The sequence below is a fragment of the Acinetobacter lwoffii genome, from assembly GCF_019343495.1.
Taxonomy (GTDB): domain Bacteria; phylum Pseudomonadota; class Gammaproteobacteria; order Pseudomonadales; family Moraxellaceae; genus Acinetobacter; species Acinetobacter lwoffii_P.
Genome location: NZ_CP072549.1, coordinates 2,820,010 through 2,843,918 on the forward strand (window position 1 = coordinate 2,820,010; position 23,909 = coordinate 2,843,918).

Annotated in this window: 25 protein-coding genes; 7 read left to right on the forward strand and 18 right to left on the reverse strand. The window is 44.3% G+C overall.

The features are described from left to right. Nucleotides 1-20: 20 nt before the first annotated feature. The 8 genes from J7649_RS13220 to J7649_RS16915 form a co-directional block, all read right to left on the reverse strand. The gene (locus J7649_RS13220; protein ID WP_004281686.1) at nt 21-467 is read right to left on the reverse strand and encodes a DUF2147 domain-containing protein; all 447 of its coding nucleotides are present in this window, start codon (nt 465-467) and stop codon (nt 21-23) included. Between the two features lie 147 nt (nt 468-614). Then, nucleotides 615-1,064 (reverse strand): DUF2147 domain-containing protein, encoded by a 450-nt coding sequence (locus J7649_RS13225; RefSeq protein ID WP_004645963.1) that lies wholly within the window; start codon nt 1,062-1,064, stop codon nt 615-617. 60 nt (nt 1,065-1,124) lie between these two features. Continuing rightward, nucleotides 1,125-1,574: a DUF2147 domain-containing protein gene (locus J7649_RS13230; RefSeq protein ID WP_219308539.1), complete on the reverse strand. Its 450-nt coding sequence runs from the start codon at nt 1,572-1,574 to the stop codon at nt 1,125-1,127. Nucleotides 1,575-1,778: 204 nt separating this feature from the next. Then, on the reverse strand, nt 1,779-2,225 hold the full coding sequence (locus J7649_RS13235) for a DUF2147 domain-containing protein (protein WP_219308540.1): 447 nt from the start codon (nt 2,223-2,225) through the stop codon (nt 1,779-1,781). Nucleotides 2,226-2,311: 86 nt separating this feature from the next. Next, nucleotides 2,312-2,986, reverse strand: coding sequence for an LrgB family protein (locus J7649_RS13240; protein WP_044111685.1), 675 nt, complete (start codon nt 2,984-2,986; stop codon nt 2,312-2,314). Nucleotides 2,987-2,995: 9 nt separating this feature from the next. Continuing rightward, nucleotides 2,996-3,367, reverse strand: coding sequence for a hypothetical protein (locus J7649_RS13245; protein WP_004281691.1), 372 nt, complete (start codon nt 3,365-3,367; stop codon nt 2,996-2,998). Between the two features lie 41 nt (nt 3,368-3,408). Next, a complete protein-coding gene (gene hflX, locus J7649_RS13250; protein WP_219308542.1) occupies nt 3,409-4,749 on the reverse strand; it encodes a ribosome rescue GTPase HflX in 1,341 nt (446 codons plus the stop codon). Between the two features lie 77 nt (nt 4,750-4,826). After that, nucleotides 4,827-4,958: a hypothetical protein gene (locus tag J7649_RS16915; protein ID WP_267461082.1), complete on the reverse strand. Its 132-nt coding sequence runs from the start codon at nt 4,956-4,958 to the stop codon at nt 4,827-4,829. A gap of 189 nt (nt 4,959-5,147) precedes the next feature. On the opposite strand from J7649_RS16915, the gene J7649_RS13255 reads away from it, so the two are divergent. Further along, nucleotides 5,148-5,957 carry a lysophospholipid acyltransferase family protein gene (locus J7649_RS13255; RefSeq protein WP_004281693.1) on the forward strand — a complete coding sequence of 270 codons (810 nt, stop codon included), beginning with the start codon at nt 5,148-5,150 and terminating at the stop codon, nt 5,955-5,957. Nucleotides 5,958-5,993: 36 nt separating this feature from the next. On the opposite strand, the gene J7649_RS13260 is transcribed toward J7649_RS13255, so the two are convergent. Further along, the gene (locus tag J7649_RS13260; RefSeq protein ID WP_004645955.1) at nt 5,994-7,628 is read right to left on the reverse strand and encodes a phospholipase D family protein; all 1,635 of its coding nucleotides are present in this window, start codon (nt 7,626-7,628) and stop codon (nt 5,994-5,996) included. A 101-nt stretch (nt 7,629-7,729) separates the two neighbouring features. Between J7649_RS13260 and J7649_RS13265 the strand changes: the two genes are divergently transcribed. Continuing rightward, complete coding sequence (locus tag J7649_RS13265; protein WP_219308544.1) at nt 7,730-8,740, forward strand: metallophosphoesterase; 1,011 nt, start codon at nt 7,730-7,732, stop codon at nt 8,738-8,740. 24 nt (nt 8,741-8,764) lie between these two features. On the opposite strand, the gene J7649_RS13270 is transcribed toward J7649_RS13265, so the two are convergent. The 3 genes from J7649_RS13270 to trhA all read right to left on the reverse strand — a co-directional run bounded on the left by J7649_RS13270 (nt 8,765) and on the right by trhA (nt 11,393). Then, nucleotides 8,765-9,166 carry a hypothetical protein gene (locus J7649_RS13270; RefSeq protein ID WP_219308546.1) on the reverse strand — a complete coding sequence of 134 codons (402 nt, stop codon included), beginning with the start codon at nt 9,164-9,166 and terminating at the stop codon, nt 8,765-8,767. A gap of 132 nt (nt 9,167-9,298) precedes the next feature. Continuing rightward, nucleotides 9,299-10,606, reverse strand: coding sequence for an MFS transporter (locus J7649_RS13275; protein WP_219308548.1), 1,308 nt, complete (start codon nt 10,604-10,606; stop codon nt 9,299-9,301). A 142-nt stretch (nt 10,607-10,748) separates the two neighbouring features. Further along, complete coding sequence (gene trhA / locus J7649_RS13280; RefSeq protein ID WP_219308550.1) at nt 10,749-11,393, reverse strand: PAQR family membrane homeostasis protein TrhA; 645 nt, start codon at nt 11,391-11,393, stop codon at nt 10,749-10,751. 102 nt (nt 11,394-11,495) lie between these two features. Between trhA and J7649_RS13285 the strand changes: the two genes are divergently transcribed. Beyond that, nucleotides 11,496-12,719 carry a class I SAM-dependent methyltransferase gene (locus J7649_RS13285; RefSeq protein ID WP_219308553.1) on the forward strand — a complete coding sequence of 408 codons (1,224 nt, stop codon included), beginning with the start codon at nt 11,496-11,498 and terminating at the stop codon, nt 12,717-12,719. Next, nucleotides 12,713-13,144, forward strand: a complete 432-nt coding sequence (locus J7649_RS13290; protein ID WP_219308555.1) for a GNAT family N-acetyltransferase — start codon at nt 12,713-12,715, stop codon at nt 13,142-13,144. The genes J7649_RS13285 and J7649_RS13290 overlap by 7 nt, the downstream gene beginning before the upstream one ends. Before the next feature lie 69 nt (nt 13,145-13,213). Here the strand turns inward: J7649_RS13290 and J7649_RS13295 are convergent, their stop codons facing one another. The 4 genes from J7649_RS13295 to J7649_RS13310 form a co-directional block, all read right to left on the reverse strand. Then, complete coding sequence (locus tag J7649_RS13295) at nt 13,214-13,561, reverse strand: hypothetical protein (RefSeq protein ID WP_219308557.1); 348 nt, start codon at nt 13,559-13,561, stop codon at nt 13,214-13,216. A gap of 160 nt (nt 13,562-13,721) precedes the next feature. Beyond that, on the reverse strand, nt 13,722-15,857 hold the full coding sequence (locus J7649_RS13300) for a 3-hydroxyacyl-CoA dehydrogenase NAD-binding domain-containing protein (protein WP_219308559.1): 2,136 nt from the start codon (nt 15,855-15,857) through the stop codon (nt 13,722-13,724). Between the two features lie 11 nt (nt 15,858-15,868). Next, entirely contained in the window at nt 15,869-17,074 is a 1,206-nt protein-coding gene (locus J7649_RS13305; protein WP_219308562.1) for an acetyl-CoA C-acetyltransferase, read from the reverse strand. A gap of 197 nt (nt 17,075-17,271) precedes the next feature. Next, a complete protein-coding gene (locus J7649_RS13310) occupies nt 17,272-18,282 on the reverse strand; it encodes an AraC family transcriptional regulator (protein ID WP_004645946.1) in 1,011 nt (336 codons plus the stop codon). A gap of 213 nt (nt 18,283-18,495) precedes the next feature. Here J7649_RS13310 and J7649_RS13315 point away from each other — a divergent pair, with 213 nt between their 5' ends. The 3 genes from J7649_RS13315 (at nt 18,496) to J7649_RS13325 (ending at nt 21,993) form a co-directional block, all read left to right on the forward strand. After that, on the forward strand, nt 18,496-19,617 hold the full coding sequence (locus J7649_RS13315) for a CaiB/BaiF CoA transferase family protein (RefSeq protein ID WP_219308564.1): 1,122 nt from the start codon (nt 18,496-18,498) through the stop codon (nt 19,615-19,617). 254 nt (nt 19,618-19,871) lie between these two features. Beyond that, nucleotides 19,872-21,515, forward strand: coding sequence for a nitrite/sulfite reductase (locus J7649_RS13320; RefSeq protein WP_005266030.1), 1,644 nt, complete (start codon nt 19,872-19,874; stop codon nt 21,513-21,515). Next, a complete protein-coding gene (locus J7649_RS13325; protein WP_219308566.1) occupies nt 21,508-21,993 on the forward strand; it encodes a DUF934 domain-containing protein in 486 nt (161 codons plus the stop codon). Before J7649_RS13320 ends, J7649_RS13325 begins: the two co-directional genes overlap by 8 nt. Before the next feature lie 65 nt (nt 21,994-22,058). Here J7649_RS13325 and J7649_RS13330 read toward each other — a convergent pair whose 3' ends face one another. After that, nucleotides 22,059-22,508, reverse strand: coding sequence for a VOC family protein (locus J7649_RS13330; RefSeq protein WP_219308568.1), 450 nt, complete (start codon nt 22,506-22,508; stop codon nt 22,059-22,061). A gap of 158 nt (nt 22,509-22,666) precedes the next feature. After that, the gene (locus J7649_RS13335; protein WP_219308570.1) at nt 22,667-23,842 is read right to left on the reverse strand and encodes a thiolase family protein; all 1,176 of its coding nucleotides are present in this window, start codon (nt 23,840-23,842) and stop codon (nt 22,667-22,669) included. Nucleotides 23,843-23,909 lie beyond the last annotated feature (67 nt).

A 23,909-nucleotide genomic window follows, 5' to 3' on the forward strand; every position in this document is an offset into this window, starting at 1 on the left:
GGCTTTTTTAGTTTTAAAATTTAGTCTGCTCGAATCCAGGTCTGGTTACGGCCTAGAACTGAAACGCCTATGCTGGCACGTAAGGTTAAACGTTTACCGGTATTGTTTAAACGCATTTTTGCATCATAAATTTTACCTGCCAATGGATCGATAATACGACCTTTGTCATAATTTTTGGTGCCTTCAACCAGTTTTAGGCCTTTTAAAATGGTCATGCCTAAAATAGGCTGATTGGTATAAGGTGCAGGGCAGTTATTGCATTTTTCACGTGGATTATAGTCTGGGCGAGGCGTGATTTTTACAATTTTGCCTGAATAGGTATTATTTGCTTCTTTGCTAATGACGATAATCGCTTTAGCCGCCCCCGTTTTATCATCAATTTGTTGCCAGGTCCCGGTAATATCGTCTGCCCACAAATTCGTCATACATCCTGCTGTAAGCGCGGCAAGTAATATTTTTTTAAACATAGAGAGTCATTCCAAAGAATTTTTATCATCGCCCGCTCATGTTAGAAATCTTACTAAAATAGTCAACACTTATCTGAATACTATAGAGTTGATACACTAAAAAAAGCTGCCAATTTGGCAGCTTTTTTGAATAATGAGAATTAGGTATTAATCTTGGCGAATCCAGGTCTGGCTACGGCCTAAAGCGGACACACCCACATAACCACGCAAGGTTAAACGTTTACCATTGGCATTTAGACGCACTCGAGCGTCATAAACTTTACCTGCCAATGGATCAATCACTTTACCTTTTTCATAATTGTTGGTGCCTTCCACATGTTTTAAACCAGTCAATACATCCATGCCCATGATCGGCTGATTGGTATAAGGCGCGGGACATTTATTGCAGGTCTTTTGTGGAGTATAGCCTGGACGTGGAGTCACTTTGATAATTTTTCCGGCAAAAGTCCCATTATCATTTTGACGAATTTCAATAATCGCTTTTGGTGAGCCGGTTTTATCATCAATTTGCTGCCAGATGCCAGTCAGATCCTGTGCATAAGCAGTCCCAGTCATCAGTGCAGCGATGAACATTAATCCTAATTTAGTTTGTTTCATTATATTTATCCCTTTTTTATAGATGAATAAAATATCCCCAACACAAAAGTGCTGTTTTTATTAATCCTGGCGAATCCAGGTTTGTGTGCGACCAATTGCAGATATCCCGATATATCCACGTAAAGTCAGTCGTTTCCCATTGGCAGAAATCCGGCCTTTTAAATCATAAATTTTGCCGGTGAGTGGATCGAGTACCCGGCCATGTGCATAGTTATTTTTGGTGGTAGGTTTTAGTCCTTTAATGACGTCTAATCCCAAAATCGGTTTATCAGTATAAGGTGATGGACATTTGACACATTTTTCTCGTGGTGTATAACCTGGGCGAGGTGTGACTTTAGTAATCGTTCCGGTATACGAGCCATCAGCCTGAGTTTTCATTTCAATCAATGCTTTAGGTGAACCGGTTTTATCATCAATCTGTTGCCAGAGACCAGATAACTCCTGAGCAAAAGCCATAGAGCCTGTGAATAAAGAAGCTGAAAAAAGAGTTAAAAGTGCGATTTTATACATGCGATATCCTTATCCTTATTTTTTTATGAACATTCACCTAATCCCATGTGGTGAACGATGATGCAAACTACGTTAATACACTTTCATAATCTATATTGCATGAAAAAAGCATATGTTTAATATTCATACAACTTAATGCATTAAAATGCAAGCTTCTATCTACTAAAGCATAACCCCGTCACATTTTATTTAATAAAGCAGGAATTAATCCTGCTTAATCCAGGTTTGACTACGGCCTAGTGCTGAAACGCCGATATAGCCGCGTAGGATCAGACGTTTCCCATTAGCACTTAATTTTGCTTTGGTGTTATAAAGATTCCCTGATAATGGATCAAGCAGCTTGCCTTGAGCAAAACTGTTATTGCCGATGTGCTTTAAGCCAGTGAGCACATCCAGGCCGAGAATAGGTTTATTGGTATAAGGTGCAGGACAGGACACACAGTTTTCTTTCGGGGTATATCCAGGACGCGGGGTGATTTTTGTGATCTTGGCAGCATAGACGCCGGAAGCCGTCTCACGAATTTCGAGGAATGCTTTAGGTGAACCAGTTTTGTCGTCAATATTTCTCCATGTCCCTGAAAGGTCAGAGGCCAAAGCCAGATGGCTGAAAGAGGCTAAAAGTAAAGTTGAAAAAAATTGAACCTTATTCATATATCTGTTCCTAGGTTGGATTAGTGTTCTTACTCTATAGTAAGAACGATTACCCTATAAAACAAATGAATAATTTGATTCACTAGTCACATTTTTTGCAAATAAAGTATAAAAGTTGGCAACCAGATCGCGGTGAAGACCGCATTTACCGCCATGCCAAAAGCAGCATAACGACCTGCAACACTGCCGCGCTGCCAGGCCTGAGCTGTACCAATAGCATGCGCGGCCAGTCCTAAAGCCAGTCCGGAAGCGCGCTCATCATTGATATGTCTCAGAATAAATGGAGAAAAAGCTGCACCAATCACACCAGAAAGAATCACGATCAGAATGACCATGCTGATGGGTGCATCCAGCAGGGTGGCAATATTAATCGCAATTGGAGTAGTCACGGCACGGGTAGCAAACGCCATAATGTCTGCAGAGGACATATGCAGCAGATAAGCCAGTCCCATCGGCAAGGCGACAGCACTAATACTGGCAAAAACTAAAATGCCGATAATGGCCTTGAGCGGCAGGTCATCATAGCGCATCGCGGCCAGAGGGATAGCCAATGCGACGGTCACATAGCCGAGTAAATGGTTAAAGAGTGGATTAACTTCATCCATGTAATTTTCATAGGGAATGCCTAGCACAAATAAAATCGCCAGTACAAAGAACATGCTGAACACGATGACGGGAATTTGCGGTATGAACCGGTTACAGGGTTTGGCAATCAGATAGGCGCTGAGCGTAACCGCAAAGCCATACAAAATAGATAACATGCGGAACTCCTATAACCAGCGCTTGGCCATTTTGGCGTAAATCCATAAAGGAATCAGGGTGCTGAAAAACATGATGAACAGAAAGGCCGGAATTTTCTGGCCCATATGTACCAGCATCATCAGTGCACCTGCACTGACAGGCAGGAAAGCAAAGGCGCTTTCCTTCATCAGTTTGTTATTGGTATCCACGAGGCGAGCGGGGAGTTTGCCAAAGTAGCGCCAGGTAAACAGCGCAATTAAAAGACTCAATAACCCGACCAGATTGCCTAATTCAGGATGATTCAGTTGGGTCATTAACCAGACCGAAGCTTCCCGAAAGACAATAATAAGTAACAGGGTGCCGATCCATGCTGGCCAATCTATTCGTTTTATCCAGTTCATTGCTATGATCATTAATATTTAATAAGTTTACTTATCAAGTTTTACTCGATCTTTGACTGGATTTCAAACGTTTCCAGTGGACCTTGAAATTGCTGCGCCTGTTTGCCCAGAATTTCCTCTAAAGGTAAATGCGCCTGTTTAATCAACTGTTCCAGTTTTTGTGGGGCAATTCGAATATGAAGATGCAGCTGGCCTTCATCATCATAATGTTCAGACTGAATCACATTCAAGCTGTACAGCTGGTTGCGCAGCTTGCCATAGGCGGGTTTGAGAATTAAATCGAAGGACTGCAGTTGCCCCATCAAAGATTCATGTACCGCTTTACGCAGCAGGTCGATACCTTCGCCAGTATGTGCCGAGACATAGACGCGTTCCGGTTCACCCGGGCGTCGATAAATAATTTTGGCTTCTTCACCGCTACAGTCAATTTTATTGTAAACCTGAAGGATGGGAACATCGGCCCCAATTTCTTTCAGCACTTTTTCAACGGCTTCAATCTGTTCCAGCATCTCTGGGCTGCTTGAATCAATGACATGCAGTAACAGCGTGGCTTCTACGGTTTCCTCCAAAGTCGCCTTAAAGGATTCCACCAGCGAATGGGAAAGGTTACGGACAAAACCGACCGTATCGGCCAGCACCAGATTGCCAATCCCATCCCATTCCAGACGCCGTAAAGTAGGGTCCAAGGTTGCAAACAGCTGATCGGCTGCATAGACATCGCTATTGGCCAGCAGATTAAACAGGGTAGACTTGCCGGCATTGGTATAACCGACCAAAGATACCGTCGGCACAGCCGCTTTTTGACGAGCCACACGGCCTTGCATCCGGGTCTGGCGGACTTTATCAATGCGTGCCTTGAGTTGTCCCATACGGATACGCAGCAAACGGCGGTCTGTTTCCAGCAGGGTTTCACCCGGGCCACGTAAACCAATCCCGCCTTTCTGGCTGTCGAGATTGCCACGACTACGAATTAAACGTGAAGATAAATGTTGCAGCTGTGCCAGTTCGACTTGCAGCTTACCTTCATAGGTACGGGCACGCTGGGCAAAAATATCTAGAATCAGTTCAGTACGATCGACCACACGGCATTTGATCACCTGTTCCAGATTTCGGGCTTGGGCTGGGGTTAGGGCATGGTCAAAAATAACCAGATTGGCATCCAGTTCCTCAACACGTTCAGCAATTTCTTCTGCCTTGCCGGAGCCGATAAAAAATTTGGCATCGGGTTTCACCCGCTGAGCATAAATATGTTCCAGAATTTCAGCATCTGCAGACTGTGCCAGCAAACGAAACTCTTCAGCATCAAGGTCTTCCAGCATCTGTACGCTGACACTCACCAGAATGACGTGCTCTTTCCCTCGATGTTGTTGTAAATATTCCACTCAGGCCAATCTCCACTTTAAAACTTTAGTGTAGTTGAAAAAGAGCTGAGCAGATACTAAATTAGCGCGGCTTTGGTTTAAAGTGCGCTGATAAACAGTTGTGCAAGTGTTACCAGTACCAAGACATAGATGAAGGTGCCGCCCAAAATATATTTGAGCACTTGTAAAGGTTGTAGTGTGTCGTTCGCGGGCTGGGTTTGATCTGGCATGGCTACGATCCTTTTCAATCTAATATTTAGATAGTTTTATTTTGAATGATTTTTTAATCCAATTAAAATTGAAGATATAGATGTTATTGGTCGATTTTTATTATCAATGCAAGTTACGAATGAACAGTATAGAATGAGTTTAATTCGTGGATATTCCCTGTATCTCGCTTAGGATTTAATGACGTTTTTATGAACTCAACTGTACAAAACCAGACTCCAGATATCGAAGGCTTGGCCAAGTTTTTCCTGTATAGCCGGAAAATCACAGCTTCATTGGCTACCATTAGTGAAGGGTTTTACTTGGTTTTTCGTCATGGCTTATATAAAAATCCGAATAACCCGACCAATACGCGCTATGTGCAACATTTTTGCCGTCAGTTATGCAAAGTATTCAATATCGAAGTGCAGGTGCATGGCGAGATTCCGCGTGAACCCGCCTTATGGGTCAGTAATCACGTGTCATGGCTGGATATTGCAGTTCTGGGTTCAGGGGCGCGGGTATTTTTTCTGGCAAAAGCAGAAATTGAGAACTGGCCGATTTTAGGCAAATTGGCCAAGGGTGGGGGTACCTTATTTATTAAACGTGGTTCAGGGGATTCTGTCAGGATTCGTGAACAAATTACCGGTTTCCTCAAACAGAATATTCCGGTGCTGTTCTTTCCTGAAGCGACGACTTCTGATGGGCGAGCCATCAAAAAAGTGCATGGCCGGATTTTAGGCGCCGCGATTGAAGCGCAGCGTCCTGTACAAATCTGTCTGATTTGTTATGTGAATCAGCAGGGCGAACTGGATATGGTTGCGCCGTTTGTCAATGACATCAGTTTTGCCGCCCATGTCAAAAAAGTACTGGAAATGCCGCAAGTCATTGCACATTTAGTGGCTTTACCTGCAATTGCCACTGAAGGGCATACGGTTGAAAGCCTCACCCGTGTGGTCCAGGAAAAAATGCAGACTGGCCTGGTTGAACTTCAGTCACGGGTATTAAAAAAGCCTCAATAAGAGGATTTTTTATGGTTTTTGTTCAAAGAATCAAACTTACATAAAGCCTTCAATAGGCAGCCACGACACCAGTTTAAGTCCAGCTTTCTGATACCATTTCATTTTTGGTTCTTTGGTAAACGTTTGAACGTCACCATTGGCTTTCTTGATTTTCCAGTTAATGTTCTGATTCGCATCCAGCACCAGTTTATACGCATATTTGCTTAAATTTTTGTCCATGGTGTCGTGTACTGCACGTGCCAAAGACGGACTGTTCAGCAACACGCCAATTTCAGTATTCAAATAGGCTGAACGCGGATCAAAGTTAAAAGAACCAATAAACACCTGTTTTTGATCCAGTGCCATCAGTTTGGCATGCAGGCTGGAACGGCTCAGTCCTTTCAGGCTGACTTTAGCTTTTTTCGAAATTTCCTCAGTATTGGCATTTAGGTGATTAGCTTCTGGCGCTGCCAAGAACTCATACAGCTGCACCCCATTTTCCAATAGATCCTGACGATATTTGGCATAAAAGGCATGCACCACGGCAACGTCGTTGGCCTTAAAAGAGTTGGTCAGGACGCGAACCTTGATATTCTCATTCGCCAGTTTCTTTAAACGGTCTGCACCAATTTTTTCCGGGACAAAATAGGCAGAGACAATATCGACACTTTGTTCAGGTTTTTCCAGGCGCTGTAATAACTGGAAATTCAGGTGTTCTTCGGTTTTGGCCTTGGCTTTGATTTTGCTCGGTGGATCTTTGACCACTTCAGCTTCCACCCAATCCAGCTGAATGTTTTGTTCCAGCCATTGGTCAAAGGCTCTGGAACGATTGGCCAGATCCAGATAATTTTGAGTCGCTGGATCCTGACTATGGGTTTCTAGCTGTTCTTTTAAGCTTGGAAAACGTAAGCCATGATGCCGTGGATTCACAACCTCTTGCACCGGATAGGCATAATCATCATTCCAGTATTCATCGAAGGAATGAATGATTTCATCCGATGCCGCACCGACCAGCATCACATCGACATCAGAGAACTGATAGCTTTCACTGACATTATAATACTGGTTGCTCATATTGCGCCCGCCAATCAAGGCAATCTGGTTATCGGCAATAAAACTTTTATTGTGCATGCGGCGGTTAATGCGCTTTAAATCCAGCACCATGTCCATGGCGCGGTATTTACGAAAGCGATAGGGATTATACAGTTTGACATCGATATTCTGATGCTGGTTTAAGGCCAGATAAATCCCTTCCATTTTCTTGGCATTATTGTCATCCATCAACAGGCGCACTTTTACGCCACGATCCGCTGCCTGAATAATCGCATGCAGGGCGAGGGCACCGATTCGGTCATTATCCCAAATGTAATATTGCAGATCCAGACTGCGTTCCGCTTTATTAATCAGCTGAATCCGCGCAGCCAGTGCTTCAAGCGGATCATACAGCACGCGATAACCGGTCAACCCGATGTTCTGATCACGTAAAGGTTCAACAATTTGTGCCAGGCTGGTTCGCGATGTATCCGTTTCAAATGCCATCTGGCTTGGCTGTTCGGTTTGCTTGGGTAAGGTGCTACACGCAGGCAGACCCAGTACCAGGCTACAGCTCAGTAAAATGCCGGCTTTATAGCGATGAGTGCGTATAAAACTTGAGGATTGAAGATGAACTTGATCGCGGGGAGCAGTGGCCATATAAGTCGAAGAATGAAAAATTAGAATTGAGTATAATTGCCAGCTATGAAAAGATAAATATAAAGCCAGTAATCTGCTGCTCGACTGAATAAGGCCAATTTATGTGGGATTCGAATTCCGTACTGTTTTATTTTTATCTGGGAATGGCGATTTTAGCCATCTGGGCTGTGGCTCAGGCATGGTCGAGCCAATCACGTACCGAAACCATTCATCCCTTTAAAGCTTTTGGTCATTTGCTGGCTTTTTATCTTGCCTATTTATTAATCCCTTTGGTTTTCTTCAGTATTTATGCTGGATGGACGGGTTATTATTCACTGCATGAAGCCATTTTTGTATTTTTGCTTAGTGGGGTTTTGACTTATGCACGCTTTATCGAGCCGCATCTAATTCAAGTGAAAACGACAAAATATCAGATCAATGCAGATAAACGTTTAAAGCAGCCGGTGAAAATCGCCCTGATTGCAGATTTGCATATTGGTCTTTTTTCAGGTCATGAGCGGCAGTTGCGACAAATTGTACACAAATTAAATCATATTCAACCTGATTTGGTGGTGGTTGCTGGCGACTGGACTTACGAGCCAGAAAATAAACTGGCACAGGAACTGGCCATTTTAAAAGAGATTCACGCTCCTGTTTATTCGGTCAATGGTAATCACGATGAGCAATATCCCGGACCGCCAATTCGAGAATTATTGCACTATGCATTGCAAGTCAATCAGGTTATGGATATTGAAGGTCAAATTGTCGAATTTGATGAATTCCGACTTTTGGGCGTGGGTGATCTCTGGGCTGGTAAAGCCGATATGCGCAGTTTGCCCGACTTGCCTCAGGACAAGCCTTGGGTGATTCTTTCGCATAACCCTGATACGGTCGATATGATTCCAAAACTGCCGACGCGTCCTCTGATGTTGTCTGGACATACCCATGGCGGACAGGTAGAGCTGCCTTGGCTAACTAATTACGTCATGAAAAAGGTTTCAATTTTGGGACATAAAAAGGGCATGTACCGTCATGAACATGCAGATGTGTTCGTCACTGTTGGTACCGGCTTGGTCGGTGTACCTTTCCGTTTTCGGGTGCCACCTACCATTGATATTATTGAACTAATCTAAATTCAGTCGGCATTCTGTACTGCGTTAACTGATAATCCAGACCAGAATCAATAACACGACTGCGACGGCTGCCATCATCCAGATTTTCTTTTCGATTTTTCGGGTTGGCACATTTTCACGTAATTGTTGCGCAGTGATTTCAGCTTCTGTGGATGTGCTCAAACTAGGATGGGTGGGGATTTCCAGTGGCGGTGTCACCAGGTCGATATCACCGGCATCATCACTAAAGCGTGGGCCGGTACTTTCATGCTTCATGACCACGTCATGTTCCCGCACAATTTCATCAATCACTTGCAGTGCCTGAGCTTCATCCAAGGGCGTATTCTCGGTGATATAGTGAACAGCTTCTAATTTTTTATCATCTTCCAGCAAAATAATGATATTGACTAACTGCTCCTGCGATAGGTATTCAATAAGATCCTGCATGGCCTTGCCTCATTTTTTAAATTGAGTTCATTTGATTGTTGAGCAAATTTAACGAGATAAGTAGCCAAGTTTTGTTGTGAAATCATAAAAAAAGCCAGCATCGAGTGCTGGCTTTTTAATCGATTTAAAACCTTAGATCTGATTGTTTACATCATCATTCTTGGTTTCACGAATCAGCAAAAACGCGACAAGCGACAGGATAGATGCTGCGGTCAGGTAATAACCGACTGCAGACAAACCATAGGCAGTTGCCAGCTTGGTTGCGATTAGCGGTGCAAATGATGCGCCGAAGATACCAGCCAAGTTAAAGGTTAATGCAGAACCTGTATAACGTACTGAAGTCGGGAAGATTTCAGACAATACAGTACCGATTGGCCCATAAGTTAAGCCCATGATCGCCAGACCAATACACAAGAACAGGAACACCACCAAGGTGCTGCCAGATTCAAGCATATCTGCAAAGAAAATACCGAAGATCGCAGAAATGACACATACCGCAATCGAAGTGGTCTTACGGCCAAACTTCTCGGCTAATACTGCCGAAAGTGGGATAAATGCAGCAAAACATAGGGTTGCAACTAACTGCAATTGCAGGAATTCTTCACGAGAATAACCAAGTTGTTTGGTTCCCCATTGCAGCGCAAATACCGTAGTAAGATAGAACACAACGAAAGTACAGATTGCAGCAATCGTACCTAGAACCAGCATGCGGGAATGCTTTTTGAATACCTGAACAAAAGGAACATTCACTTCTTTTTGTTTATCCAGCACTTTCTGGAAAGCAGGGGTTTCATGCAATTTTAGACGAATCCATAAACCGACAATCACCAACAAGGCACTTGAGATAAACGGAATACGCCAGCCCCAAGCCATAAAGTCAGCTTCAGACATGAAAGCGCCAAGGGTCAGGAAAGAACCTGTTGCCAGAATAAAGCCGATTGGAGCACCGAGTTGCGGGAACATGCCATACCAGGCACGCTTGCCTTCAGGAGCATTTTCAGTTGCAAGAAGTACGGCACCTGACCATTCACCACCCAGACCCAAGCCCTGACCTAAACGGCACAGTGCAAGTAACAGTGGCGCAGCAATTCCGATTTGAGCATAAGTTGGTAACAGGCCAATCGCAACGGTTGAAATCCCCATAGTCAGCAAAGCAGCGACCAAGGTGGCTTTTCGTCCGATCCGGTCACCTAAATGACCAAATAATGCAGCACCAATCGGGCGGGCAATAAATGCAATGGCAAAAGTCGCAAGAGACTGAATGGTTGCGGTCATTGGATCTGTACTTGCAGGGAAAAACAGATACGGAAAAATAATGACAGCAGCGGTGGCATAAATATAAAAATCGAAGAATTCGATTGTAGTGCCTACCAAGCTTGCTGTTAAAACGCGAAATTTTGAATTTTGTGCTGGCTGAGCAGCAGAATTAGACGACGCCATGGAAAACCTTACACTTACTAAAAATAAAAAAACTTAGTTTTAAAAGCGTAATCTTTTTAAAAAAGGCGTAATTTTTTAAAAAAACAACTGCAATCTTCTCGCTTCAACTCGCTCAGGGTCACTGAAATGAAAAAGGAGATGATTAAATCACGTAAAGATAGATAGACAGAAAATGTGATCCTGCGCCTATCAATACAAATATGTGCCAGATAGCGTGGGTATATCTTACTCTTTTTAAAGCGTAAAACAATGCACCCACGGTATAAGCGAGTCCACCAATGATGAGAAAGGTTAAAGATTGAGCACTTAAATATTGCTGCATATCATCAATCACCAGCAGCGCCAGCCAGCCCATGGCCAGATAAGCCGCCAAAGAAAGTTTCTGGAAACGATGAATGAAAACGAACTTGAAAAGTGTACCAAGAAGGGCAATCACCCAGAGTGCAATCAATAAATACTGAGCTTTGGGGGTTGGAATGGCGATTAACAGAAAAGGGGTATAGGTTCCGGCAATTAAATAATAAATCGCGGTATGATCGACTTTTTTGTAAAAATAACGGCGGTCTGCTGTGGTGGCCATATGGTAAAGCATGGAAGCAGAAAACAGCACAATCATGCTCAGCGCGTAAACCCAAAGCCCTATCCATTGTCCTGTACTTAGGTAAGAACCTTTAATAATTAAAAGAATACCGGCAATAATAGATAGTCCGGCACCTACACCATGACTAATATAGTTAATCCGTTCCTCATTTTGATCATAATCTGGAACCAGTGGAGCATTCTGCATGATTGTCATTCTTCTTCAAATATACACTTGTATAGTAATTCAATTTTGCTTTTAGGTTAAGAAGATTTAAACTTGATGCGCAATTCATTTCAGGTTTTATCTATGTCAACGTTGGCAACTCTCTCAGATCAGGAACAGCAATTCTTGGACACCTTTCAGCAAGCTGTTGAAAGGGATCAATTTGATCGCCTGATCTTAAGCCAGTATAAAGGTGAACTGCAGGATTTAGAAAAAATGACCTTGCGAGTCATTACATTAAATGAACAGCGCGTATTGAGCTGCCTGTATCGTTACAAGACGCAGGATGTCACCAAGAATTATCCTTTGGATGAAGCATTATTTCAGGTTACTTCACTACTGGCGTGTTGCAAACAAGCCAATCTGATCACCGTCGATGAAGAATTACAGCTGAAAAAAAACAAGAAAAAAGCCATGTTAACGCGCAGTAAACATAAAGTAGCGATGAATCAGGCGAAGCCTGCTGAACAAGGTCATGACCGGATTAAACAACGTTTTGTCGATCAGGACAGTATCTTTCTCCAGCATCTCGGGATTACCGATCAAAAAGCGCAAATTATTCCGAGCATGGCGCGCAAATGGAAGCAGATTAATAAGTTTGTGGAAATTTTCTCAGGTGCCCTGGCGCAGATTAAGCCACAAGCCGAAGGCCTGCGCGTGGTGGATTTTGGTTCGGGTAAAGGCTATCTGACCTGTGCTTTATATGACTATATGCAAAAACATGGTCAAACGCCGCATGTCACGGGGGTAGAGCTTAATCCGAAAATGGTTGAATTCTGCCAGAATGTCGCGCAGCAATCTGGTTTTGATCAGCTGGACTTTTTCCAGGGGGATGTGCGTACTTATGCGCCAGAACGTCTGGATGTGATGATTGCCTTACATGCCTGTGATGTAGCAACAGATTTTGCGATTCATAGCGGGATTCGCCTGAATGCGCAGATGATCATGTGTGCACCGTGTTGTCATAAGGAATTGCGTCCGCAGTTGCAGGCGCCAAAAGTCCTCAGCCCGATGTTACAGTTTGGTATTCATGCCGGACAGCAGGCAGAAATGTTGACCGATACCATTCGTGCTTTACTGCTCAAAGCTTATGGTTATGAAACCAAAGTTTTTGAATTTGTGGCGCTGGAACATACCAGTAAAAATAAAATGATTCTGGCGACAAAACGTAAAGACTATCAACAACCTGATCAGGCGGTTCTGGCACAAATTCAGGCCTTAAAAGAGATGTATGGTATCCAGAAACATTCACTGGAATTGTTGCTCAATGACCAGTGGGATCAGCAGGGAATTGGTTCTAAATGCTAAACAACCCAGAACTGAAAATAGTGTCCGGCAGCTGGAAAGCTTTGGCAGTGTATGCCAAAGCGATTCGTGAAGCCGTGTTTATTCAAGAACAGCATATAGCAGCTGAAGATGAGTGGGATGTTGAGGATGCGGTTGCTGTACATTTCATTGTTTTTCAGCAGGATCAGGCGATTGCTACAGCACGCTTATTGTCAAATAATAGTATCGGTCGGGTTGCAGTCCTAACAACAGCACGCGGTTTAGGTGTTGGTCAGCGCTTGATGCAGGCCGTGATTGACTATGCGCGTGCAGAGCAGCGCGAGTTGGTCAAGCTGTCTTCGCAAGTGCACGCCATTGGCTTCTATCAAGCGCTGGGATTCGAAGTTCAAGGTGAGGAATATCTGGATTGTGGTATTCCGCATATTGATATGTATTTAAAGCTTTAATTTTCAGCCATTCAAATACAAAAAAGCGAGGCATTGACCTCGCTTTTTGATGCATAGCCTGAATCTGAATTAGTGGCCATGCGCTGCATTTGAGCTGTGTTCGGCATTATTCATGTTGGCATGTTCTTCAGCTGACATATTGTGTTCAGCGGCTGTCGTACCTGGATGGGCCGTATTGGCAGCTTCACGTGCTTCACGATCTGCTTGTGCTTTGGCAATGGCTTCTGGAGACATCGTTGGTGCATTTTTAAAAGCGTGTTGCTGGGTAGTCTGTTTATTTTGCTGGCTTGGCATGTAATCCGGTTCATTACTTATCGCGAGCCAAAAAATAAGCATGAATAATCCACCTAAAATACAGAAGATGATAAGTGCTTTCCAACCCCAAGGAGATTTTTCAGGTGAACTGTGATCAGTCATAGGTTTTACCCACGTGGATACCAAACTTATGTAACTTTATAACATAAATTGATCAAAAAGCAGATCAAAATCTGTCATCACATGACTCTGTTTATTGCTTGAAGTAAATTCAGAGAATAAAAAAGAGGAAACACGTTCCTCTTTTATTTAAGTGGCCACACTATTGAATCGGCTGGGCGTGTGCTGCGCGATCTTTGAGGAGTTGTGGGGCTTTGAAGCGTTCGCCATATTTATTTTCAAGTACTTTGGCACGGGTCACGGCTTTGGCTAAACCATACTGATTCAGGAATTGTACTGCACCGCCCGTCCAGGCGGCAAAGCCAATACCAAAAATGGAACCCACATTGGCATCGACTACAGATTCCAAAACACCTTCTTCTAGACAGCGAACCGTATCCAGTGCCTGTACAAACAGGAAGCGGTCAATCATTTCCTGTTCAGAAATATCGTTGTCTTTTTTCCAGTGGCTGAGACCAGACCAGAGCTGCTTTTTGGCATCGGCCGGATAATCATAAAAACCTGCGCCTGCGGCCTTACCTTTACGGTTAAATTCGTGAATCATACTGTGAATCACGTCATCAGCGGGTGATTTAGTGATGGTCTGATCCTGTGCTTCTAAAGCTTTGTATCTTTCATTGGCCACATGTTCAGACAAGGTCAAGGATACTTCATCCTGAATCGCCAACGGGCCTACCGGCATACCGGCTTTGAGAGCTGCCATTTCAATTCGTGCCGGATGTACGCCTTCTGCCAGCAGACGCAAGCCTTCCTGTACAAAGGTGCCAAACACGCGGCTGGTAAAGAAGCCACGGCTGTCATTCACCACAATCGGTAATTTGCCAATCTGCTGCACGAAATCGAAAGCTTTGGCCAGCGTTTCTGGCGAGGTATTTTTAGCTTTGATAATTTCCACTAGCTGCATTTTATCGACCGGACTGAAGAAATGCAGGCCGATAAAGTTCTGATCATTTTTTGAAGCTTGGGCTAACTCTGTAATCGGCAGGGTCGAGGTATTCGAAGCCATTACGCCGTTGCTGACAAGATATTGCTCTGCCTCTTGCGTGACTTGAGCCTTGAGCGCGGGATTTTCAAATACCGCTTCAATGATCAGGTCGCAACTCGCTAGATCTGCATTAGATGCGGTTGTTTGAATCAGGCTTAAAAACTGATCTCGTTTCTCGGCTGATAAACGCCCTTGAGCGACTTTTTTATCCAGCAGTTTCTGGCTATAGGCTTTGCCTTTTTCAGCCGCTTCGATTGAAATGTCTTTTAGCACCACTGGAATGCCTTTGCTGGCAGTGGCATAGGCGATCCCAGCACCCATCATGCCCGCACCTAAAATACCGACTTTAGTGGCTTTCCACCTTTCAAGACCTTGAGGGCGACTGGCACCGGATTTGATTGCATTCAGACCATGCCAGAAGGTGCCAATCATATTTTTAGAAATTTGACCGGTCGCCAGATAAGTAAAGTAACGCGATTCAATGGTCAGGGCTGTATCGACATCGACCTGTGCACCTTCTACCGCAGCCGACATGATCGCTTCAGGTGCAGGGTAGCAGCCTTTGGTTTTATCGCGTAGCATCGCCGGAGCAATTGCCAGCATCTGGGCAACTGCTGGTGTCGAAGGGCTACCACCCGGAATTTTATAGCCTTTTACATCGAATGGCTGCTGAGATTTTGGATTGGCTTTGATCCAGGCAATGGCCTTTTTCAACAGTTCATCGGTACTGTCTGCGACCTCATGAATCAGCCCTAAAGATTTAGCTTTATCGACTCCAAACTGTTTGCCTTCCATTAATAAAGGAAGGGCATTTTGCAGACCGAGCAGGCGGATGCTACGGACGATACCACCGCCACCTGGTAATAAACCCAGTGTGACTTCAGGCAGGCCAAATTTGCTTTTAGGGTCATTCAGGGCAATACGATGATGGGCACACAGGGCAATTTCCCAGCCACCGCCGAGCGCCGTACCATTCAGTGCAGCAACGACAGGAATACCGCGAGTTTCGATATAGCGTAGTTTGGCTTTCATCTCTTCAATCATATTGAAGAATTCAGTTGCATGTTCAGGAGTGGCTTGAATCAGTTCATCCAGATCGCCGCCAGCAAAGAAAGTTTTTTTCGCTGAACGGAAAATAATCCCGGCAATATCTTCATCTGCTTGTAACTGGGCAACGACTTCATCCAGTGCCGTGCGAAAGTCGGCATTCATGGTATTTGCAGACTGGTTTGGAGAATCAAACGTTAAAATAACAATATTATCTTCATTTTTTTGATATTGAATTGCGCTCATTATTTTTCTCCTTATACCAGTTCAATAATGGTTGCGATGCCCATACCACCACCCACGCAAAGTGTGGCTAATCCACGTTTTTTCCCCTGGCGTTCCAGCTCATCCAGCAAAGTGCCTAAAATCATGGCTCCAGTCGCACCGAGTGGATGTCCCATGGCAATTGCACCGCCGTTGACATTCACCTTGGTAGGATCAACCTTCATTTCATTGATAAAGCGCATCACCACGGCAGCAAAAGCTTCATTGACTTCAAACAGGTCAATATCATCAATTGTTAAACCGGCTTTCGCCAAGGCCTTACGAGCAGCCGGGGCAGGGCCGGTCAGCATAATGGTCGGATCTGCACCGACCAGTGCCGTCGCCAGTACTTTGGCACGTGGCTTCAGACCTTGTTCTTTTACTGCTTGTTCCGATGCGATCAAAACCACAGCCGCACCATCGACAATGCCTGAAGAATTCCCTGCATGATGCACATGATTGACAGCACCCACTTCAGGATATTTTTGCAGGGCAATTGCATCAAAGCCCATTTGCCCCATAGTGGCGAAACTTGGATTGAGTTTGCCCAGGCCTTCTGCGGTCGTTGTCGGTTTGATAAATTCATCTTTGTCCAGAATCACCACACCAGCTTTGTCTTTTACCGGGATAACAGAGGCGTTGAAATAACCATTGGCTTGAGCGGCAGCTGCTTTCTGTTGTGATTGTTCGGCAAATTGATCTACATCAGAACGCGTATAACCGTCAATCGTGGCAATTAAATCTGCACCGATACCTTGCGGAATAAAATCACAGGCCATATTGGTCTCAGGGTCAAGCGCCCAAGGGCCGCCATCAGAACCCATCGCTACGCGGGACATGGATTCGACGCCGCCTGCAACGACCAGATCTTCCCAGCCAGAACGGACTTTTTGTGCGGCCAGATTGACAGCTTCGAGTCCGGAAGCGCAGAAACGGTTGATTTGCACGCCAGCGACATCATTGTCCCAACCCGCAGCAATGGCAGCGGTCTTGGCAATATCGGCCCCCTGATCACCAATCGGGGTGACACAACCGAGCACGATATCATCTACTTTTGCGGTGTCAAACTGATGACGAGCCTGAAGTTCGTTGAGTAAGCCAGTCAATAATGAAATGGGTTTTACCTGATGTAAAGATCCATCTTTTTTGCCTTTTCCGCGTGGCGTACGAATGGCGTCAATAATATATGCCTCGCTCATAGCATGTCCCTTTTATTGATTTGATGAAAATTATTCTAATGACTCGAGTGTAATACTTAATTTTTGAAGTGCAATGACGAGAACGGGCCAGATCATTTGAGCGATTTAGCCAATTTTAGCTATAAAAAAGCCTAAGCTTTTGCTTAGGCGGAGAGAACTGGTTTTATTATTACATGCTCTTTTGCGGCATTACTTGATTAATGATAGCCATGTAATTGACGATACAGACCCGGAGTCACACCTGTCCATTTCTTGAAGGCGCGGTGGAAAGTACTAGTTTCACTGAAACCGACTTGTTGTGCAACATCTTCAAGGGTCAGATCCGGATTAAGTAACAGGTGAATTGCTGCATCACGGCGCAAGGCATCTTTTACGCCTTGATAGCTTTTGCCTTCGGCTGCCAGACGGCGGCGCAAGGTTTGCGGTGATAGATAAAGCATCGACGCGACATCGTTTAATGTTGGCATTTCTTCGCCAATCTGGCTCTTCAGCACATCACGAATACGTGAAGTCAGTGAGTTGGTATTTTTGAATTTCACCAGCAGTTGGGCCGGCGCTGCTTTCAAAAATTCTTCCAGAGTTTCTTCATTCTGGCGAATTGGCAAATCCAGATAATCCGCAGCAAAAGTGATCTCGGTGCGTGGCATATCGAACTGCATTACCGGCGCAAAGAATAAGGCATCATATTCATCGGCATGGTCTGGACGAGGGTAGCTAAAATGCACGCGTTCCAGTGGCAGGCGACGCTCAATGAGCCAAGACGCCAAGCCATGCCAGATCATCAGCATGCTTTCAGTAATGAAATGATCCGGATCCATCGCATTTGGAATCAGCGGAACCAGACGTGCTTCGTGTTTGTCGCGTTCCAGGGTCACCGACCAGTCATCACCAAAGAGTTTGTAGAACTGGGAAGACAGTTCCAGTGCATCACCCAGAGTTTTGGCATGAATGATCAGCTGGCACATGATCGCAAACGTACCCAGACGGCGTTGCTGTTTGTCAAAGCCGACATGCTCGTCCTGGGTTACCATCCACAACATTTTAATAAAGCGGGTATATTGTTCAGGCGAAATACGCGCTTTGGGCTGATGCAGCAATTCTGCTTCAATCCCGACGTGAGACAATAAAGTATCGACATCCATGCCCAGACGCTTAACGCCAGATAAGGCTGCATTGACGAAATGGATACTGATCGTATCACGACTCATGTTTAATCCTTCAGTCTCTTTAATGTTCACTAATAATTGACCTAAATGACGAAAAATAATAAAGCAATGGCAATTTACAAGAATACCTTTGCCATTTTCTTACATATTAGATTGCCGAAACTATCAAGGTAAATGGCTGAACATGACATTGTTTTTGTGCATTTATGTGCCTAAGATGTTGAAAAAAGCAATATAAGTAGAGCAAATACTCCAATGTCATATGTATTAAAAGGATTGAAAATCCTCGACTTTTCTACACTTTTACCCGGCCCGTTTGCCACATTATATCTTGCTGATTTAGGTGCAGAAGTTGTGCATATTGAATCACCCACCCGACCGGACCTGTTGCGATTAATGCCACCCTTTGCCAATGGACAGGCCACTTCACAAAGTTATTTGAATCGAAACAAGCAATCGGTTGCACTGGATTTGAAAGATCCTGTAAATATCGAACTGGTTAAATCCAAGATTGCAGATTATGACATTGTGATTGAGCAATTCCGTCCAGGGGTGATGCAACGTCTAGGCTTAGATTATCAAACCTTAAGCGAAATTAATCCAAAATTGATTTACTGTTCCATTACCGGTTATGGCCAAACTGGTACATATAAAGATAAGGCAGGGCACGACATTAATTATCTGGCTTTATCCGGAATTGCCGGACACAGTGGCCGGATTGAAAATGGCCCACCTGCCTTGGGAATTCAGGTCGCTGATGTTGCGGGTGGTTCCATGCATGCCGTGATTGCGATTTTGGCCGCGGTGATTGAACGTCAGCAAAGCGGAAAAGGGCAATATATTGATATATCCATGACCGATTGCGTGGTGACGATGAGCAATCTGGCGGCTTCTGCCAGTCTGGCCGGCAATCAGCATCAGCGACCGGAAGCCGGATATCTGAATGGTGGGACTTTCTACGACTATTATGAAACCCAGGATGGGCGTTATCTGTCAGTTGGCAGTCTGGAGCCACAATTTATGCAGGGGCTGGCACAGGCTTTAGAGCTGCCGATTCTTCTGGAAAAAGGCACTTCTTATGCCGCTGAAGATCATGCTGCGGTGAAGCAGGCGATTCAGAATAAAATCAAGACCAAGTCATTAGCTGAATGGCAAATGCTGTTTGCCGCGCTGGATGTCTGTGTCGAACCGGTGCTAAAACTTGAGGAAGCATTACATTCTGATCTGGCCCAGCAGCGGGGATGGGTAGTACAGGTGCCACTCAAATCCAATAGTCAGCAGACCGAACCACAATTGGCTTGCCCGATTAAATTTTCACGTTCAACAATACGTTATGAATTTGTAGGACAGCAATTGGGAGAAAGTCAAAATTGGTAGTATTTTTAGCGTGTTAATAAGATTACCAATAAAATGAGAGAAAATTTTTCCTATATGAAAATAAGTAATAATGATTGAAGATTTTCATCATTATTACTTTAAATTAAAAGAAATGCTGTAAACATTGAAATTAGTAAAACTTTGGCAGGCTTATCAATAAAACCGCTATGAAATATGTATAAAAAGCATTTTATTGATAGGTTCAATCTCGCTATCCTTGCCGGCGATATAATAGAAACTACTAGCTGTACGCCATGTATTTATATACTGATTTCGATCAGCAACTGATTAATGAACGTGTTGCACAGTTCCGTGACCAAACGGAACGTTATTTAGCCGGCAAACTCACTGAAGATGAGTATCGTCCGCTTCGTCTGCAAAATGGTCTGTACGTACAGCGTTATGCGCCAATGTTACGTATTGCCGTGCCATATGGTTTGATGAACTCAAAACAACTTCGTAAAGTGGCTGATTTGGCAAAAGAATATGACCGTGGCTACGCGCATATTTCGACCCGTCAAAACATCCAGTTTAACTGGCCGGCACTGGAAAACGTGCCGGATATGCTGGCTGAACTGGCGACGGTGCAAATGCATGCGATTCAGACCTCAGGCAACTGTATCCGTAATACCACGACCGACCAGTATGCCGGTGTGGTTGCCGGTGAAATTGCTGATCCGCGTCCGACTTGTGAATTGATCCGTCAATGGTCAACTTTCCATCCGGAATTTGCCTTCTTGCCACGTAAATTCAAGATTGCAGTCTCTGCGCTTGAAGAAACCGATCGTGCCGCCACTGCATTTCACGATATCGGTGTGTATATCGTGCGTAATGAAGCAGGCGAAATGGGCTATAAAATCAAAGTCGGTGGTGGTCTCGGCCGTACGCCAGTGATTGGCAGCTTTATTCGTGAGTTCTTGCCACGTGAAGACCTGATTGCTTATTTGGAAGCAGTGCTTCGTGTGTATAACTTGCATGGCCGTCGCGACAACAAATATAAAGCGCGTATCAAGATTCTGGTAAAAGCCTTAACACCAGCAGTATTTGCCGAGAAAGTTGAAGCTGAATTTGAGCATACGATTAAAACACTGAAAATCGATGCAGACACTTTGGCAAAAATGGATGAGAACTTCACGCCATTCGATTACCAAGATTATGCAGATGAAGATTTCACTGAACTATTTGCACAATATCCAAAATTCAAACAGTGGTTCAACATCAATACCAATGCACATAAAGTGAAAGGTTATCGTATCGTGACGATTTCACTGAAACGTGCCGGGATTGCACCGGGTGATGTCAGCACAGAAGAAATGAACCTGATTGCAGACCTTGCCGATCAGTACACTTTCGGTGAGCTGCGTACCACGCATGAACAAAACATTTCCCTGGTCGATGTCCCACAAAAAGATTTGTTCGCTGTATGGCAAACCCTTGACCAAAACAACCTTGCACGTGCGCATATCGGTTTCTTGACCGACATTATTTGCTGCCCGGGCGGTGATTTCTGTTCATTGGCGAATGCGAAATCTATTCCGATTTCTGAAGCAATTTCACGCCGTTTTGATGATCTGGATACGATTTACAATTTAGGCAAACTGGATCTGAATATTTCAGGCTGTATGAATGCTTGTGGTCATCACCACGTTGGTAATATTGGTATTCTAGGTGTAGACAAGAAAGGCGCTGAGTTCTACCAGATCACTTTAGGCGGTAACGCAGATCATGATGCGTCAATTGGTGACATTCTTGGCCCATCATTTGCAGCTGAAGTCGTGCCGGATATCGTAGAAGAAATTCTGAATACTTATCTTGACCTGCGTCAGGAAGGTGAAGAGTTTATCGATACTTATCGCCGTGTCGGCATTCAACCATTCAAGGAGCGTGCATATGCTTAATACCGCACTTCAAGTGCTCTCTAAAGATGGCACGATTGCAGACAATACCTATCAATTAATTGGTGAAGATGACGTTTTGCCACAAGGTGATGTGGTTCTGACTGTGGACCAGTTAGACCAGATTGCCAATATATCAGGTAAAAAAGCATTGTACTTAACTGTAGATGCTTCTCCTGAAAACCATGAATTTCCACTTGACCAGCTAGACGCAATCTTCATTGAGTTTGCCGGTTTTAATGATGGCCGTGGTTATTCATTTGCAGCACTTCTTCGCCGTCAGGGTTTTCAGGGCGAATTGCGTGCTACTGGGGATGTATTCAAAGATGTTTTGAACTACATGAAGCGTTCTGGTTTCGATACTTTCGTGATTAAAGAAGGTAAAGATATTCAGGAAGCTGCTGCCGGTTTGAATGATTTCAAAAATCCGTATCAGGCATCGACTGCGGTTGCACAGGCACATTATCAAACAGGTGCTTAATTTAAATTAAGTTGCTGTCAAAAAGCCGGATTGATTCCGGCTTTTTTATATCTTGATAAAAACCTTTAATTTTCTTCAAGTTGACAGTTAATCATCCAGTGAATTCCAAACTGATCGCTAAAGGCAGCATAAAGTGCACCCCAAAAGGTCTTTTCTAGCGGCATCTCAATTTGACCATTCACCGATAAAGTATCAAAGAGTCGTTGTGCTTCAGCTTGTTCGCTGGCGTCTAAGTTAATGGAAATATAGTGGTTATTACCTGGAATGAACACCGTATTGGTTTGTGCACAGAATTGATCATTCGTGTCCGATGCCATCAGTTCTGTAAACTCATTGATGGGAAGTGAGATATGCAGGATTTTATTTTTATCCGCTTCTGACAGCGTGATCCCTTCTTCAGTTGGCATTTCACCATAACGACTCAGACTTGAAAATTCGCCTCCAAAAACTGATTTATAAAAGTTAAAGGCTGCTTCAGCCTGACCTTGGAAATTGAGGTAATGATTCAGTTGCATGGGAGAACTCCCTTTTATTTGCTTGCTTTAATCTACGCCACTTTGCGGTATTTTGCGCGAGCAAGCTTTATCAAAATGTAAGCGAAAAAAATCCTCCAGCTTAGGAGGATTTTTTAACTCCCTCTCCCTATGGGAGAGGGATGGGGTGAGGGAAGAGGTTAAAGTAATTCAATCGCCACAGCAGTCGCTTCACCACCACCGATACATAGAGCTGCAATCCCTTTCTTGCCACCGGTACGTTTTAGTGCATGAATCAAAGTCAGGATAATACGTGAACCGGTAGAACCCACAGGATGGCCGAGTGCACATGCACCACCATTGATATTGACTTTTTCAGGATCCAGCTTGAACTCATCCATTGGACACATGGTGACCATGGCAAAGGCTTCATTGATTTCCCAAAGGTCGACATCAGAAGCGGTCCATCCGGTTTTATCCAGTACTTTTTGAATTGCACCGACTGGAGCAATGGTAAACTCAGATGGATGTTGAGAATTCGATGCATACGCCACAATTTTGGCTAAAGGATTCAACCCTTTTGCTGCTGCATTGTCAGCTGAAGTAATGACCAGAGCGGATGCGCCATCTGAAATCGAGCTGGCATTAGCCGCCGTAATCGTACCGTCTTTGTCAAACGCTGGACGTAAAGTTGGAATTTTATCGATGTTGGCATTGAACGGCTGTTCATCTTTATCAACGACCACATCGCCTTTGCGGGTTTTAACTGTTACTGGCACGATTTCATCAGCAAAGTAGCCTTCATTGACCGCAGTTTGTGCACGCTTTAATGAGCGAATTGCAAAATCATCCATCTGCTCGCGGCTATAACCTTTGGTATTTGCCATATCTTGGGCAAATGAACCCATCAAACGACCTGTTTCAGCATCTTCCAATCCATCTAGAAACATATGGTCCTTGATTTCACCGTGACCCATACGGAAACCGCCACGTGCTTTTGGCAATACATAGGGTGCATTGGTCATGGATTCCATGCCACCGGCAACCACGATATCAGCAGAACCGGCTTTAATCATGTCAGCAGCCTGCATGACGGCTTTCATGCCTGAACCACATAATTTATTAATGGTCACAGCACCAGTAGAATCTGGAAGACCAGCTTGACGCATCGCTTGACGTGCAGGACCCTGCTTTAAGCCTGCCGGAAGTACACAACCCATAATGACTTCTTCAATATCCGCTGGTTGCAGACCCGCACGGGCAATTGCTTCTTTAATGGTGACCGCACCGAGTTCGGGCGCAGTTACACTGGCAAGACTCCCCTGAAAGCCACCCATGGCTGTACGTGCACCATTGACAATTAGGATGTCAGTCATTGTTCTCTCTCCGTATGAGTTTTAATCAATTTTTTCAAACTTAAGCAGTATATTGAAAAAAACTCAG